This is a genomic window from Flavobacterium sp., assembly GCF_004295795.1.
In the GTDB taxonomy this organism is placed as follows: Bacteria; Bacteroidota; Bacteroidia; order Flavobacteriales; family Flavobacteriaceae; genus Flavobacterium.
In genome coordinates this window covers 288,369-303,160 of record NZ_SEBR01000004.1, presented here as the reverse complement: position 1 = coordinate 303,160, position 14,792 = coordinate 288,369, and the positions used below count along the sequence as shown (strand labels likewise).

General features: G+C 45.0%; 15 protein-coding genes. 10 read left to right on the top strand and 5 right to left on the bottom strand.

Annotation, left to right across the window (positions count from 1 at the left end; all coding sequences use genetic code 11):
• The first annotated feature begins 19 nt into the window (after positions 1–19).
• Together EOO49_RS04725 and fsa are read left to right on the top strand one after the other, a co-directional pair.
• Positions 20–820, top strand: coding sequence for an SDR family oxidoreductase (locus tag EOO49_RS04725; RefSeq protein WP_290843220.1), 801 nt, complete (start codon positions 20–22; stop codon positions 818–820).
• Between the two features lie 332 nt (positions 821–1,152).
• Entirely contained in the window at positions 1,153–1,809 is a 657-nt protein-coding gene (fsa, locus tag EOO49_RS04720; protein ID WP_290843218.1) for a fructose-6-phosphate aldolase, read from the top strand.
• Positions 1,810–2,302: 493 nt separating this feature from the next.
• Here the strand turns inward: fsa and EOO49_RS04715 are convergent, their stop codons facing one another.
• Positions 2,303–3,751 (bottom strand): redoxin family protein, encoded by a 1,449-nt coding sequence (locus EOO49_RS04715; protein ID WP_290843216.1) that lies wholly within the window; start codon positions 3,749–3,751, stop codon positions 2,303–2,305.
• 158 nt (positions 3,752–3,909) lie between these two features.
• On the opposite strand from EOO49_RS04715, the gene EOO49_RS04710 reads away from it, so the two are divergent.
• A complete protein-coding gene (locus tag EOO49_RS04710) occupies positions 3,910–5,526 on the top strand; it encodes an ATP-binding cassette domain-containing protein (RefSeq protein ID WP_290843215.1) in 1,617 nt (538 codons plus the stop codon).
• A gap of 36 nt (positions 5,527–5,562) precedes the next feature.
• On the opposite strand, the gene EOO49_RS04705 is transcribed toward EOO49_RS04710, so the two are convergent.
• From EOO49_RS04705 to EOO49_RS04690, 4 genes are all read right to left on the bottom strand, one after another.
• On the bottom strand, positions 5,563–5,772 hold the full coding sequence (locus tag EOO49_RS04705) for a hypothetical protein (protein ID WP_290843213.1): 210 nt from the start codon (positions 5,770–5,772) through the stop codon (positions 5,563–5,565).
• 43 nt (positions 5,773–5,815) lie between these two features.
• Positions 5,816–5,989 carry a hypothetical protein gene (locus tag EOO49_RS04700; protein WP_290843212.1) on the bottom strand — a complete coding sequence of 58 codons (174 nt, stop codon included), beginning with the start codon at positions 5,987–5,989 and terminating at the stop codon, positions 5,816–5,818.
• A 71-nt stretch (positions 5,990–6,060) separates the two neighbouring features.
• Positions 6,061–6,228: a hypothetical protein gene (locus tag EOO49_RS04695; protein ID WP_290843211.1), complete on the bottom strand. Its 168-nt coding sequence runs from the start codon at positions 6,226–6,228 to the stop codon at positions 6,061–6,063.
• 95 nt (positions 6,229–6,323) lie between these two features.
• On the bottom strand, positions 6,324–7,724 hold the full coding sequence (locus EOO49_RS04690; protein ID WP_290843209.1) for a sensor histidine kinase: 1,401 nt from the start codon (positions 7,722–7,724) through the stop codon (positions 6,324–6,326).
• A 635-nt stretch (positions 7,725–8,359) separates the two neighbouring features.
• Between EOO49_RS04690 and pyrR the strand changes: the two genes are divergently transcribed.
• From pyrR to EOO49_RS04655, 7 genes are all read left to right on the top strand, one after another.
• Positions 8,360–8,905: a bifunctional pyr operon transcriptional regulator/uracil phosphoribosyltransferase PyrR gene (gene pyrR, locus EOO49_RS04685; protein WP_290843207.1), complete on the top strand. Its 546-nt coding sequence runs from the start codon at positions 8,360–8,362 to the stop codon at positions 8,903–8,905.
• Positions 8,906–8,908: 3 nt separating this feature from the next.
• Complete coding sequence (locus tag EOO49_RS04680) at positions 8,909–9,847, top strand: aspartate carbamoyltransferase catalytic subunit (RefSeq protein ID WP_290843205.1); 939 nt, start codon at positions 8,909–8,911, stop codon at positions 9,845–9,847.
• A 1,207-nt stretch (positions 9,848–11,054) separates the two neighbouring features.
• The gene (locus EOO49_RS04675) at positions 11,055–11,384 is read left to right on the top strand and encodes a ribonuclease Z (protein ID WP_290843203.1); all 330 of its coding nucleotides are present in this window, start codon (positions 11,055–11,057) and stop codon (positions 11,382–11,384) included.
• Positions 11,385–11,518: 134 nt separating this feature from the next.
• Positions 11,519–12,424 (top strand): ribonuclease Z, encoded by a 906-nt coding sequence (locus EOO49_RS04670; protein WP_290843201.1) that lies wholly within the window; start codon positions 11,519–11,521, stop codon positions 12,422–12,424.
• A gap of 62 nt (positions 12,425–12,486) precedes the next feature.
• Positions 12,487–13,131 carry a pyridoxamine 5'-phosphate oxidase gene (gene pdxH, locus EOO49_RS04665; RefSeq protein WP_290843199.1) on the top strand — a complete coding sequence of 215 codons (645 nt, stop codon included), beginning with the start codon at positions 12,487–12,489 and terminating at the stop codon, positions 13,129–13,131.
• Positions 13,132–13,420: 289 nt separating this feature from the next.
• Positions 13,421–13,921, top strand: coding sequence for a CAP domain-containing protein (locus EOO49_RS04660; RefSeq protein ID WP_290843197.1), 501 nt, complete (start codon positions 13,421–13,423; stop codon positions 13,919–13,921).
• 268 nt (positions 13,922–14,189) lie between these two features.
• Positions 14,190–14,714: a CAP domain-containing protein gene (locus EOO49_RS04655; protein WP_290843195.1), complete on the top strand. Its 525-nt coding sequence runs from the start codon at positions 14,190–14,192 to the stop codon at positions 14,712–14,714.
• Positions 14,715–14,792: the final 78 nt, after the last annotated feature.

Below are 14,792 nucleotides of genomic sequence, written 5' to 3'. Positions count from 1 at the left end.
AAAAATCCAGAATCGAAACATGAAAACCATCCTAATAACTGGCGCCTCCTCGGGACTGGGCAAAGCTGTCGCCGAATATCTTTTCCACAAAGGGCACAATGTTTTCGGGACAAGCCGAAACCCGGAGAAAGTGCTCAATTCGCCTTTTCCATTGCTGGCGCTCGATCTCAACAAACCTGAAACCATAAAACGTTGCGTGGACAAAGTCGTAGGTATTGCCGGAAGTATCGATGTTTTGGTGAACAATGCCGGCGTTGGGATTCTTGGGCCGCTTGAGGAAATTCCTACAGACGAGATCCGCAGTCATTTCGAGACGAATTTATTTGGACCGATCGAGGTGATGAAAGCGGCAATTCCACATATGAGGGCGCAAAAAAGCGGCCATATCATCAACATCACGTCGATTGCGGGCTATACGGGATTGCCTTTTCGCGGGGCTTATTCGGCATCGAAAGGCGCTCTGGAACTCTTGACCGAAGCGATCCGAATGGAAGTGAAAGGTTTCGGGATCGAAGTCTGCAATTTGGCGCCGGGAGAATTCGCCACGGATATCGCTTCCAGGAGATATTACACGCCTTTGTCGCCTTCATCCGCTTATGCCGAAGTTTACGGACGCACCATCGAATTGGTAAATCAGCACGTGAATTCGGGAGACGATCCAATTGTTGTGGCGTATGAGGTCGAGAAGATCATCAATACGACAAAACCGAAAATACACTACAAGGTCGGGCCATTTTTGTCAAAATTCTCGATTGTACTGAAAAGGATTTTACCCGACAAGACTTACGAGAAAATGCTGATGAAACACTACAAATTATAGTTAAATGTATCTTGCACACTTATTTGTTTTCAATGGGAAATAAGTCGTACTTTCGTAGGACATTGCGTTAGGGATGTGAGCGGATATCCTTTTGCCTGCAAAATGCTTGTTCAAAAGCCATAATTCGTGCAAAAGATAGCAGCGGCAGCCCGACGGCGGCTTTTTGGATTCGTTGAGGCGAACAGTTCTTGTGGCAGAATATGGTTTGTTTTGGAACTTGCCGCCGGAACGCCCAGATTTAGGTAACAGTTGCAGTTGCAGATCCAGAAGCAGTGGCAGACACGTTGGTTACTTCATTCACAGCACAAAATAAACACACATAATACTATACTATGAAATTTTTTATCGATACGGCTAACCTTAGCGAAATCAAACAGGCTCAGGAACTCGGAGTTCTTGACGGAGTGACTACGAACCCGTCGCTTATGGCCAAGGAAGGCATTACGGGCACGAACAATATCCTCAAACATTACGTCGACATCTGCAATATTTCGGACGGTGACGTGAGTGCCGAGGTAAACGCTCTCGATTATGACGGAATGGTCAAGGAAGGCGATGAGTTGGCTGAACTTCACGAGCGCATCGTGGTGAAATTACCGATGACCAAGGACGGCATCCGCGCCTGTAAATATTTTTCAGACAAGGGAATAAGGACTAACGTCACGTTGGTATTTTCACCGGGTCAGGCGCTTCTGGCTGCCAAGGCCGGTGCGGCTTACGTTTCGCCTTTCGTAGGACGTTTGGACGACATTTCTACCGACGGATTGAACCTTGTTCAGGAAATTCGCGAGATTTATGACAATTACGGGTATGAGACCGAAATTCTGGCGGCTTCGGTTCGCAATACGATGCATATCGTGAATTGTGCCAAAATCGGGGCTGATGTGATGACTGGACCGCTTTCGGCTATTTTGGGCTTGTTGAAGCATCCGTTGACCGATATTGGTCTGGCGCAATTCGTAGCCGATTTCCAGAAAGGGAACAAATAAGATTTTTGCTGATATTTTTTGAAGCCGCGGATTTGTTCGCGGTTTTTTTGTTGGCTTTTTTTGATGCGGATTTTTTTGGTGGTTTCGCCAGATTTTCAATTACTGACTTTGTAATTCAACCGCGAATTCGCGAATTCAATCTTGATCGCGTCAATGAATTCGCGAATTCGCGGCTTAACTCTCTTAGATTTTATTAGATATGCGGCAAAGCAAAAAGCAAATGATTACGGATAGCTAACTTCCTTAACGCCCTAATGGTTTAAAAAATATAGTTACGAAAACGAAATGCCTTACTGTTCTTAATGATCTTAATGGTTTATTTTGTTTGTAAAGCCACGACCCGAGCAACGCGAACTGAAGTCAGGTAATGTACAAATTGAGAAGTATTTTACGTGTAAAAATTCCAACCGCGAATTCGCGAATTCATCGACAGATTTTCAATTAGTGTACTAACCTTCAGACGATAGTCCGGACAAATATTGGCGAGTCGGCGTTATCGGGAAGTTATTATTGTGGAATTCGCGTTGGCGTTGGTCGACAGTTCTTTCTCGAAGTTCACGTCAAACAGGTTCGCGAACGCATTTTTGATCGTGCCGTCGGAGTTCGTGACGATAGTACGATGGATTTTCGTGATCGCCCATTTGTCCTTGACACTCTGGAAATCGAGACAACGCGTCTCTACGATGCCGGTGGTTTTGTAATTGGCGAGAATTCGTCCCCATTTTTCCTCGTCGTCGTCGAGATTGATGGCCACGAACTGATAATCGGGATGCGCCAATTTGAGTTTTGCCACTTTATTGTGAGAGGCGCGAAAGTGCGATTCAAGTTTGCTCGTCCAACAGAAATACACGGTTTTTTTGCCTGTAAAAGTTGCCGATGAAATCGTTTTTCCGTCAATTCCGACCAAATCGACTTCGGGTAATTCATTTCCGGCCTTGAGCTGTTTTATGGCCAGGCCGATCTTATTGATCTCGTTCTTTTTGCTGTTGTCGGTAGAGAATTTGTGGAAGATCTCGAGGAACTTGTGGTTGTTCTCCATGTTCTGGTCTTCGAGCAGATAACTGAAAGCGATATTGTTCAGGATGATGTTCTTGACCTTGTCGTCCTTGATAAGCGTGTCCGCAATCTCGAGTTTGGTGATGTTTTCCTTGAGCGCCAAATCGGCTTCGGAATAATGATTGTGATAATTGATCGCCGATCGATTGCCAAGCATGTGTGACAGATAGCTGATGTAAGGCGCGTAACCGAGCAATTCCTCGTCGTTGAAATCTACATTTAACCTGAAATCGTAATATTCCTGCGGAATTTCATCGGTCAAATCGACGCCTGTCCTGACTCTGTGCACCAACGGATAAATCTCTTTCTTGGAATAGTAATGAAAATCGACGGCGGCCTTGGCGAACTTGTCAAAATCATCGCTCCATCTGATCTCGTCTTTTTTTGTCGCATAGAATTTCTTCGAGGCTTCGTACGATTTGTCGGCGGCTTTCTCGAATTCGGAAACTTCGTAATCGAAAATCGGGTAGAATTTGTTCTTGTCGGCTTCGTTCTTGAGATACATTTCCATGAGGAAATTGTTCTTCTGGTCGCCACGTCCGCAAAAAACCACCGATTCGTCAAAATCACGCGCATTGACGCGAACCATCAAACTGTCGTTCTTGTCGAAATAGACATATTGGTATTCGGGATCGTGCCGGAAGGAGTAAAGTCCGGGCGCAAGCGAATCGAATTGTTTGAAAAAGGTATTGTCGTCCTTGAGCGGAATGGTGTCAATCACTTCTCCGTCCTTGCAGAACAGCACATATCGGTTTTCCGGATTGAGTACTTCGCCTCCGAAAAAAGCGGTGTAATCCTTTCGGCCGTACTTCTTGTCACACGACATCAACAACAACATTAGAGCGCACGGGATCACCAAGGTGCGGATCATTTTCAGGTCTGGCATAAATCAACGGATGTGCAACAAAAATATGCGCGTGATACTAAAGTATTTGTTAAGGCATAGTTAAATGTAATTTGCCCATTTTTAGGCGTTTGCGCGCAAGGATTAACGCGTTTTTTTTGCTATTTTTGCACCACATTTTTTAAAAGCCATTACCTAAGATGCTAACAGTAAATAATTTATCGGTACAATTTGGTAAACGTATCTTGTTCGACGAGGTAAATACCGTCTTCGCGGATGGGAACATCTACGGCGTGATCGGAGCCAACGGTGCCGGAAAATCAACTTTTCTCAAAATTTTGTCAGGCGATTTCGATCCGACATCGGGCAACGTGTTCCTTGAACCGGGCAAGCGTATGTCGGTCTTGAACCAGAACCACAATATGTTCGACGAGCACACCGTGCTTGAAACGGTGATGATGGGCAACAAGGATTTGTTTCGCGTGAAGACAGAAATGGACGCGTTGTATGCCGATTATGACGACAAGAACGCCGACCGCATAGGGGAATTGCAGGTGCAGTTCGAGGAAATGAACGGATGGAATGCCGATTCTGACGCCGCCACGATGTTGTCCAACCTCGGAATAGGATCGGAGCACCATTACACGATGATGGCCGACCTTGACGGAAAGCTCAAAGTTCGCGTCCTTTTGGCACAGGCGCTTTTCGGAAATCCAGACGTATTGATCATGGATGAGCCGACGAACGACCTTGACCTTGAAACTATTACTTGGCTCGAGAATTTCCTGGGCAACTACGAAAATACGGTTATCGTCGTTTCCCACGACAGGCACTTTTTGGACGCGGTCTGTACGCATATCTCAGATATCGACTTCTCCAAGATCAACCACTACTCCGGAAACTACACTTTCTGGTACGAATCGAGCCAGTTGGCCGCCAAACAGCGCGCCCAGCAAAACAAGAAGGCCGAGGAGAAAAAAGCCGAACTCGAAGAGTTCATCCGACGTTTTTCGGCTAACGTAGCCAAGTCCAAGCAGGCGACTTCGCGTAAGAAAATGATCGAGAAACTCAATATCGCCGATATCAAACCATCGTCCCGCCGTTATCCCGCGATCATTTGGGAACAGGAACGCGAGGCCGGCGACCAGATTTTGAACATCAAGGATCTTGCGGCTTCGGTCGACGGGGAAACGTTGTTCACGAATGTCGACCTGAACATGGCCAAAGGCGACAAGATCGTCGTTTTCTCCAAAGATTCACGCGCCACTACTGCATTTTACGAAATCCTGAACGACAAGCAAAAAGCCGATGCCGGAACTTTCGATTGGGGAATCACCACGACACAAGCTTATCTTCCGGTGGACAACCACGAATACTTCAACGTCGATTTGAACCTGGTCGATTGGTTGCGCCAATGGTCGAAAACCGAAGAGGAACGCGATGAAGTCTACGTGCGTGGATTTCTTGGCAAAATGATTTTCTCCGGTGAGGAAGCGCTGAAATCGGCGAGAGTTTTGTCCGGAGGTGAAAAAGTGCGCTGCATGACATCCAAAATGATGATGCAAAGAGCCAATGTTTTAATGTTCGACGAACCGACAAACCACTTAGATCTCGAATCGATCACGGCTTTCAACAACTCGCTCAAGAACTTCAAAGGTTCGGTGTTGTTTACGACACATGACCACGAATTCGCGCAAACCGTCGCCAACCGCGTTATCGAGTTGACTCCGAAAGGCGTAATTGATCGTTACACGACCTTTGACGATTACCTTGACGATCCAAAAATCAAGGAGCTCAGAGCCAAAATGTATTCATAAAGAAAAACCGCTGTTGATCGCAGCGGTTTTTTTGTGTTAGTCGATAAGCGAAGTCTTGAATTCCAGCAGCTTTTTCTTGGTTCGGAAAAACGATTCCCTGACGACTTCATAATACTTTTCCACCGCTTGGTTCTTGATTCGGATGGCTTCGTTATCATAGTGGTTCCCTTCGAAATAGACCGGATGCGAATGCAGGTAATGTCTCAGAATCGTTCGGTTTTCGGGAGAGATCCTAATTTCGTACATTGGGTTTTGCAGCATTTCCGAAAGCGATTCGCGAAATTTGTGCTCAATATCGCCAAACTTGGAAGGCTTTGGCGCGCTTGGCGAAGTGGCTGAAAATGAATTTGTCGTGCAAAGCGATCGCGATTTCGGTTTTGAGCTTTGTGTACAGTGCTTTTTTGAATTCGGGCGTTGCGTTTACGGAATAGATCTTGTTTGTTTGGTTTCCAAAAAATAACATTTTGGACGAATTCGACACAAAAAAAAGACCGCCCGAAAGCAGTCTTCAAATAGCAATTTTTGTTTCTGGTGTTATTTTCTGAACCTCGAGATTATCCAGATGATCAAGGCCAAAATGGCGATCACGATAAAGATTCCGACGCCCATTCCGGCTTTGAAAACTCCTTCAAAGAGTTCGCAGCTTGTGAGAGTGAGCGAAAGGAAGACGAGTGCAAATGTGTAAAGTGAAAAACGTTTCATGGTTGGGTCGTTTAGGATTTGTTTTTCAAAGTTCCGAAAAACGCGAGCCCGCTTCCTTACAGCATTTTTGTAGAATTTTGCAGAATTAGTCCGGATTATTTACACGGCAGGTAAATCGTGAAAGTCGCGCCTTTTCCTTCTTCACCGTGAGCCGTGACGTAACCGTCGTGATTTTCGACGATTTTCTTCACGATGGCCAGTCCGATGCCTGTTCCCGAATATTCTTCTCGCGTGTGAAGGCGCTGGAAAACCTCGAAAATACGTGTTTGGTAGGTTGGGTCGAAGCCGATTCCGTTGTCTGAGACCTCGATTTTTGAAAATGCCTTTTCAGATTTTTTCGCACCCGGGATTTCCCATTCCTTTACGATGGAATGCGCTATGACGATATGTGGTTTTGTGCCGTCGGCCGTGAATTTTATGGCGTTCGAGACAAGGTTTATCAGCAATTGCCGGAATTGGGAAATGATCACGCGAACTTCCTTTTTTCCTTTCACCTCGACCTTGGCGCCGCTTGCCTGGATTTCTTCCGATAGTTCGTCCTTGACTTCGTTCACGATCAGGTGCAGGTCTTCTTCTTTTGACGGGAAAATCTCTTTGTTCACGCGCGAATAGGCAAGCAAATCCTGGATCAGGTTCTGCAGACGGTTTGCCGCTTCCTGAGTTCTTTTAAGGTAATTTTGCCCTACATCGGATAAATTCTCGTTGTCCTTATCGATGATTCGGCTGATGAACGTCTGCATTTTTCGCAACGGTTCCTGAAGGTCATGACTGGAAATGTACGTGAACGATTCCAGTTCCTTGTTCATCTGGTCAAGTGCCGTGTTTCGTTGCTCGAGTTGTGCATTTCGTTCCTCGATCTGCAGTCGTAACGAGGTCGAAGTCGTCAGTTCGCGGTTTACCATAAAATAGGAAGCGATCAGCACCAAAAGCGCCGCCACGGTCAGAAATACCGTGAACAAAGGCGTGATGAGCATTTCTTCTTCGAGTGCGACCTGCCGAAGTTTGAGCAACATGTCTTCTTCCTTGCTCATGTGGGCGATATGCAGCCTGAGTTCGGTCATGATCTTGCGCGCGCCCAGCCATTGTCCTTTCTGGATTTTGTGCATTTTCGACTCTTTGAGCAAATAACGCATATAATCGATCCGCCTTTTGACGATCTCGCGAAGCTTGATCAGGTTCATGCGTTGGGAATAGTTGTCTGTGGTGTGTTCTTTCAGATGTTCCGTCTCGATATTGAGTTCCGATAAATTCAGGTTGAAACGATCGAGATATGTCGAATCCTGGGTCAGGATGAATCCGCGAATGCCGGAATCTGCTTCCGAAACCGAAATGTAGATGTTCTGCAGGTCGAGTTTTACCTGAGTCGTGTGGTTGACCAACTCTGCCGACCGATGCAAAGAAGCTATCCGATGATAAGAAAGAACCGAAAGCAGCAGCAGCAAAAAAGCCGAAGATATGAAGATGATTCGTACGCGGTTGAACCGAGGTTGTTCCATTTGGGGAGGAAGCTTGAGTGAGCGTACTAAGATAATTCAAAAATCCAAATTGCAAATTCAAAATCCAAAATCCAAAATCCAAATCCCAAGTTCCAAATCCCAAATCCCAAATTCCAAATCCCAAATTCCAAACTCTGGCTTGACGCGTTTTTGTTGCAAAATTGTCTTCCTGTGTTGGCGAGCGCAACAAACTTCAGATTCGAATGCTTTTTTTTGCACGGATTTTTTTGCCTCGGATCCACATTTAGAGGTTAGAATCGACAACCTACATTTAACAAAAACGGCAGATTTTCTGTACCGATCGTAATTTGGAAAATCCGACCTTTGCTTTTAGGGGAAGGGGCGGATGTATCCCTACAAAAAATGCCAGATATCGGATTACAGAAAATCTGTAAAAGTTGTTGATTTTTTTATGGTCTACGATGCAACTTAAATGTCTGACAAACCAAAACACTTCTTTTGACGCAAGGCCAATACAAATCACACTTCCAAAGCAAAAAATTTTAAGATGCGAGATGGAGTTCGGAAGTTGGTCCGGATAACTGTCGGAATTGGTCCCGATAGCTATCGGGATGGAATTTGGGAATTGAAATTTTTAATCCCTACCTTTACATCCCGAAACACAACACGTCACTATGGGTCAGAAAATATTGCTCACCGCCAAGGAAGTCAATATCATCCTGCATCGCCTGGCTTGTCAGTTGATTGAAAAGCACCTCGATTTTTCCCAAACTTTACTTATCGGAATCCAGCCGCGCGGCACTTTTTTGGCCGACCGACTCAAAGCCATGCTCGAGAACGACTATGGTGTAAGCGATGTGAAACTGGGTTATCTCGACATCACGTTTTTCAGGGACGACTTCCGCCGCAGGGAAAAACCGCTCGAGGCCAATTCGACCAGGATCGATTTTGTCGTAGAGAACAAAAACGTGATTTTTATCGACGACGTACTTTACACCGGGCGTAGCATCAGCGCCGGACTTACGGCTTTGCAGTCTTTCGGACGTCCGAAAGAAGTGGAACTTTTGGTGCTCATCGACAGGCGCTTCAGCAGACATTTGCCGATCCAACCCGATTACCGCGGACGACAGGTCGATTCGATCAACGACGACAAGGTCAAGGTGAACTGGACGGAAAATGAAGGCGAGGACGTCGTGTATTTGGTAAACAACAACAATTAAGGAATGGGCGAGTTAAGCGTAAACCATCTTTTAGGAATAAAATATATCACAAAAGGCGATATCGACCTTATTTTCGAGATCGCCGACCACTTCAAGGAAGTCATCAACCGACCGATCAAGAAAGTGCCTTCGTTGCGCGACATCACGATCGCCAACATCTTTTTCGAGAACAGTACGAGAACGAAATTGTCTTTCGAGTTGGCCCAAAAAAGGCTTTCCGCCGATGTGATCTCGTTTTCGGCGGCTCAGTCATCGGTAAAAAAAGGCGAGACTTTGATCGATACGGTAAACAATATCCTGGCCATGAAAGTCGATATGGTCGTGATGCGGCATTCGAGTCCGGGCGCGGCTTACTTCCTCTCTCAAAACGTAAAGGCCTCGATTGTAAATGCCGGAGACGGCGCGCACGAACATCCGACCCAAGGTTTGCTCGATTCGTTTTCGATCCGCGAGCGTTTCGGCGAAGTAGGCGGGAAGAAAGTCGTTATCGTGGGCGACATTCTGCATTCCCGTGTGGCTTTGTCGAACATTTATGCTTTACAGATGCAAGGCGCCGAGGTCAAAGTCTGCGGGCCGAAAACCTTGATTCCAAGATATATCGAATCGCTTGGCGTCACCGTCGAGCCAGATTTGCGGAAGGCTTTGGAATGGGCCGATGTGGCCAATATGCTTCGCGTCCAGAACGAGCGCCTCGATTTCAGTTATTTCCCGACGACGCGCGAATACACGCACCAATATGGAGTGACCAAGGAGCTCTTGGACTCTTTGGACAAGGAAGTCGTCATCATGCACCCCGGCCCGATAAATCGCGGGGTCGAGATCACTTCTGATGTAGCCGACTCACAGCAGTCGGTAATTTTGGATCAGGTGGAGAATGGCGTTGCGGTTCGGATGGCCGTGATTTACCTTTTGGCTTCCAAGATCAAAGGGTTTGGTGGTTGATTGTAACTTTTTTAAATGGGATTATATGGAACGCTTCGGCGTTCTTTTTTTTGGGATTTTTATTTTTGGATTGACTCGAACGGCAAGGTTTTTCGACTAGTTTGTTTTTCTTTTAGGCTGGAATTGAAGATTCAAGATAATTACTTCAAATCAAGTCGCTTTGCTCTTTTACCATTAAGTTCATTAAGAGCATTTAGGTTCATAATCTATTTTTTACAATTAGGATAGTTAAGAAAAGTTAAGTCGCTTTGCTCTTTTTGATCCGACACGACCTGCAAGGTTTTTTCAACCTTGTAGGTCTTTTTGTTTAGGTTGGAATTTTGAATGATTGAGATGGTAAGAGAATTTAGATCCCCTTGCTCTTTTTGATTGACTCGAACTCAAGGTTTTTTCAACTTTCTTGTTTTCGTTTAGGCTGGAATTGAAGATTCAAGATAATTATTTCAGATTAAGTCGCTTTGCTCTTTTACCATTAAGTTCATTAAGAGCATTAAGGTTCAGAATCTATTTTTTACAATTAAGATAGTTAAGAAAAGTTAAGTCGCTTTGCTCTTTTTAATCGATACGACCTGTACGATTTTTTCAACCTTGTCGGTCTTTTTGTTTAGGTTGGAATTGAAGATTTAAGATAATTACTTCAAAGTAAGTCGCTTTACTCTTTTACCATTAAGTTCATTAAGAGCATTAAGGTTCAGAGTATATTTTTTACAATTAAGAAAGTTTAGAAAAATTAAGTCGCTTTGCTCTTTTTGTGATCGACATGACCTGTAAGTTTTTTTAACCTTATAGGTCTTTTTGTAGGTTGGAATTTTGTTTTTTCTGTGGAGTCACAGACTCCGCCACACGTTTCGCGAAGTTTCAAACTTCGCGACCGAAAACGAACACCAAAGCCTAAATTCCACAAAATTCCAGCCCGGATGCAAGCGGTTAGCCTTTTGAAGAAAAACAAGATTTTTTGTTCGTTTGCCAAAGCGACCAACGGAAGCTCTTGGCAAACGCTACAAAAAACGGGTTTTTCAAGAAAGCTAGAAGCGGGTCAGCCGGATTGCTGCCAAATTAAAATCCCAAACCTGCAACTGCCACTGCCACCGCTACTGCTACTGCTACTGCTACTGCTACTGCTACTGCTACTGCTACTGCAACCGCATCTGAACCGCAACTGCAACCGAACTTTTCCTATCTTTGTTTACAACCAAAAAAATGCGCCATGAAAGTCGAAAACAAAGGAAATATTTGTATCGTCAAGGACAATCAGCACGATTTGACGGCTTTTTTGATGAAACTCACGCACGAGCACAAAACGTTCGAAAAATCGAACCTGATCGTTGACGTTTCCCACCATTCGGGCATCAGTGTCAAGGAAATCAATGCTTTTTTACCGCTTTCAAAAACCCATAAAAAAGGCAAGAAATCGTTTGTGATCATTGCCAATGTCGATTTCAACAAAGCGTCCGAAAAGCTCGTGATCGTTCCGACGCTGCAAGAAGCGCACGACGTCATAGAATTGGACGAGATTGAGCGCGACCTCGGGTTTTAAACAAGTAACAATTAACAATTAATAATTATTAATTAATAATGGCACTTTGGTCGGTTGGCGGGAATTGGTTAGTTGACTCAAATTATTAATTAATCATTATTCACTATTAATTATCAAGCACTAATTCCATTAGGATGAAGTTGACGATTTTAGGCTGTTATGCCGCCACGCCACGAACTTTTACGAATCCGACTTCACAGGTTCTCGAGATCAGGAATCGGTTGTTTCTGATCGATTGTGCCGAAGGAACGCAAGTCGCGCTTCGCAAGAATAAAGTCAAGTTCACAAGAATCGAGCACATTTTCATCTCGCACCTGCACGGTGACCATTTCTATGGATTGATCGGGCTGATTTCGTCTTTCACGCTGTATAATCGGCAGAACGATCTTCACGTTTACGGCCCGAAAGGCGTCAAGGAAATCATTTTGCTGCAATTGCGCCTGGCCAATTCTTTCACTGGTTTCAATCTCTATTTTCACGAATTGACCTCAAAGGAAAGCGAGTTGGTCTACGAGGACGAAAAAGTCACGGTGCACACCATTCCGCTCAAGCACCGGATTTATACGAATGGTTATCTCTTCCGCGAAAAAGTCGGTTTGAGGAAACTCGATGTCGGGGCGGCCGAAAAATATGGCGTGGACAAAGTCTATTACCGCAACATCGTTTTGGGAAAGGACATCACGCTCGACAACGGAACGCTTGTGCCGAATTCAGCACTGACAACCCAAGCCGACGCCCCAAAAAGTTACGCCTTCTGTTCGGACACGCTATATAATGAGGAAATGTTGCCATTGGTCAAAGATGTCGACATGATGTACCACGAGGCGACGTTTTTGGAATCGGAAGCCGAGCTGGCGATCAAGACGATGCATTCCACTGCAATCCAGGCCGCGACGATAGCCAAGTTGGCCAATGTGAAGACCTTGCTGCTTGGGCATTATTCCACGCGTTACGATTCCATTGAGAAATTTCGCGAGGAAGCCAACACCGTTTTTGGCAATGTCTTGTTGGCTGATGACGGCTTGAGTTTTGATTTTTAGGTTATAGCTGATAGACGAATAGACGACGTCGTTCGAAAACGGATTTTAAGATTTTACTTGTTATGGAAGATTTAAGCAATTACAGACAATCCTACGAAAAAAGCGAATTGGACGACGCGGGATTGCCCGACGATCCAATGGCACTTTTCACGAAATGGTTTCACGAAGCCGACGAATCGGGATCGGTTCAGGAAGCCAATGCGATGACGGTCTCGACTTTCGGTTTGGACGGCTTTCCCAAATCGCGAGTGGTGCTTCTCAAACAGTATACGTCGGAAGGATTTGTGTTCTATACGAACTATGAATCCGAAAAAGGGAAAGCGATTGCCGCCAATCCTAATTTGTGCCTCTCCTTCTTTTGGCCGGGTCTGGAGCGCCAAATCATCGTTAAAGGCAAAGCTGAAAAGGTGTCCGAAAACACATCTGACGGCTATTTCGAAAGCCGACCGGACGGAAGCAAGCTCGGAGCGATCGCGTCCCACCAAAGTGAAGTCATTCCTTCCAAGCAGTTTCTTGAGGAAAAGCTACGGAATCTCGAAGCGGAATTCGTCGAAAAGGAAATCCCGCGTCCGGATTATTGGGGCGGCTATCTTGTAAAACCTTTCGAGATCGAGTTTTGGCAAGGTCGTCCGAACAGGTTGCACGATCGCATCCGATACAAATTATCAGAAGAATCTTCCTGGACAAAAGACAGATTGTCGCCCTAAGGAAACGCAACGTCACACAACCGCTTTTATCAAGGCGGTTTTTTTGTACCCCGTAACAAACAAAATTACAGTAAATTGTAGGAAAATTACATAATGTAAATACAAAAATGTGCATTTCATCGATTTTATTTGGCACTTAAACGACACTTGCCGTAATATTGACTCAAGAAACAAATACCAAACGTTCTTACACCCTTAAAGTTTTTTGCCCCACAATCTACTTTAAACATCCAAAATAACACCCAAGCCATTTGCCCCACATCTGCCTTGATTTAACCTACTAGTGTCTATGAAAACAAATCTACTCAAGACTGTACTATTGTGCGCATTCGTGTTTACACTAAATTCATGCTCATCTGATTCAGATGAAAACAGCGCACCTGCAAAACAAGAAACCGTAGTTGACTACAACTATTCGGAACTTGAACTCCAAACCGCAAAACTCATCAACGATTACCGCGTAAGCCAAGGTTTGAATGCTTTGGAACTTGTGAACTACGTATCGGTAAAGTCAGAAGAACACAACGAATACATGATTTCGAACAAAGTGGTGAACCACGATCAGTTCGAACAACGTGCCCACGACATCATGTCGAATGTTGGCGCGGTGAAGGTCAACGAGAACATCGCCTATAATTATCAGGCGCCGTCCGGAGCTTTGAACGCCTGGTTGAACAGTCCTGGACACAAAGCCAATATCGAAGGAAATTTCACACACTTCGGGATTTCCGTGAGCATCGATCCATCGACCGGAAAAAAATACTACACCAACATTTTCATTAAAAAATAAATTGAGTTGAATTAAATTTTGTTTTTGTTTTGACGAGAAAAACCGCCTTCCCAAAGGGCGGTTTTCTATTTTATGGACTTTTTGTTTTTGGATGATTTATTGTCGGACGTCGGCTATCGAACTGTCACTTGTAAGATTCGACTTGACAAATCACCTCAAAAGATGCAGTTCATCGGATATATTCAATATTTCATCTAGGTTTTTCGTTATCCCGATAATGGAAAAGGCTTCCCAAAAGCCTGAAAGTCAAATCCAAAACTTAGCCCAGATGAAAAAGTTATTTCTATTCGCTTTGGTAGCGATCGGATGGTTTGCCGTTTCCTGTTCGTCAGATTCGGATTCCGATGCCTTGCCAACAGCCAATCCAACTCCCGACGAAACGGTTTCCGGCGGACAATCCGGTTCGTATTCCTATAACGCAGACGAACTCGATATGGCGCGCCTTATAAACGAACATCGTCAGGAAATGGGCGAAGGGTCGCTCGTGTTGCAGGATTACGTCTCTTTGGTTTCGCAAAATCACAACACCTACATGATCGCCAATGAAGTCGTCAACCACGATTTGTTCGGGCAGCGCGTGGACGAGTTACGTCGCGAAGTTGGAGCGAACGATGTGGCCGAAAATGTCGCTTTCAATTATCAGACATCGGTTGGCGCTTTTGACGGATGGCTTAGCAGCGACGGACATCGGACCAATATCGAGGGCAATTTTACACACTTTGGCGTTTCGGTTTCCGGTGATGGACAGGGTCGGAAGTATTATACCGCGATTTTTGTTTCCATCATTGAGTGAAAGAGCGACTTCCAAATCTCAAATTCCAATCCCGATAGCTATCGAGACAAATCCCAAATCGCTGAGCGGATGACTCCA

What these genes read in the sequence shown, in the direction of transcription:
- EOO49_RS04725 (WP_290843220.1), top strand. Translation starts at nt 20, where the DNA reads ATGAAAACCATCCTAATAACTGGCGCCTCCTCGGGACTGGGCAAAGCT.
- fsa (WP_290843218.1), top strand. Translation starts at nt 1,153, where the DNA reads ATGAAATTTTTTATCGATACGGCTAACCTTAGCGAAATCAAACAGGCT.
- EOO49_RS04715 (WP_290843216.1), bottom strand. Translation starts at nt 3,751, where the DNA reads ATGCCAGACCTGAAAATGATCCGCACCTTGGTGATCCCGTGCGCTCTA.
- EOO49_RS04710 (WP_290843215.1), top strand. Translation starts at nt 3,910, where the DNA reads ATGCTAACAGTAAATAATTTATCGGTACAATTTGGTAAACGTATCTTG.
- EOO49_RS04705 (WP_290843213.1), bottom strand. Translation starts at nt 5,772, where the DNA reads ATGTACGAAATTAGGATCTCTCCCGAAAACCGAACGATTCTGAGACAT.
- EOO49_RS04700 (WP_290843212.1), bottom strand. Translation starts at nt 5,989, where the DNA reads ATGTTATTTTTTGGAAACCAAACAAACAAGATCTATTCCGTAAACGCA.
- EOO49_RS04695 (WP_290843211.1), bottom strand. Translation starts at nt 6,228, where the DNA reads ATGAAACGTTTTTCACTTTACACATTTGCACTCGTCTTCCTTTCGCTC.
- EOO49_RS04690 (WP_290843209.1), bottom strand. Translation starts at nt 7,724, where the DNA reads ATGGAACAACCTCGGTTCAACCGCGTACGAATCATCTTCATATCTTCG.
- pyrR (WP_290843207.1), top strand. Translation starts at nt 8,360, where the DNA reads ATGGGTCAGAAAATATTGCTCACCGCCAAGGAAGTCAATATCATCCTG.
- EOO49_RS04680 (WP_290843205.1), top strand. Translation starts at nt 8,909, where the DNA reads ATGGGCGAGTTAAGCGTAAACCATCTTTTAGGAATAAAATATATCACA.
- EOO49_RS04675 (WP_290843203.1), top strand. Translation starts at nt 11,055, where the DNA reads ATGAAAGTCGAAAACAAAGGAAATATTTGTATCGTCAAGGACAATCAG.
- EOO49_RS04670 (WP_290843201.1), top strand. Translation starts at nt 11,519, where the DNA reads ATGAAGTTGACGATTTTAGGCTGTTATGCCGCCACGCCACGAACTTTT.
- pdxH (WP_290843199.1), top strand. Translation starts at nt 12,487, where the DNA reads ATGGAAGATTTAAGCAATTACAGACAATCCTACGAAAAAAGCGAATTG.
- EOO49_RS04660 (WP_290843197.1), top strand. Translation starts at nt 13,421, where the DNA reads ATGAAAACAAATCTACTCAAGACTGTACTATTGTGCGCATTCGTGTTT.
- EOO49_RS04655 (WP_290843195.1), top strand. Translation starts at nt 14,190, where the DNA reads ATGAAAAAGTTATTTCTATTCGCTTTGGTAGCGATCGGATGGTTTGCC.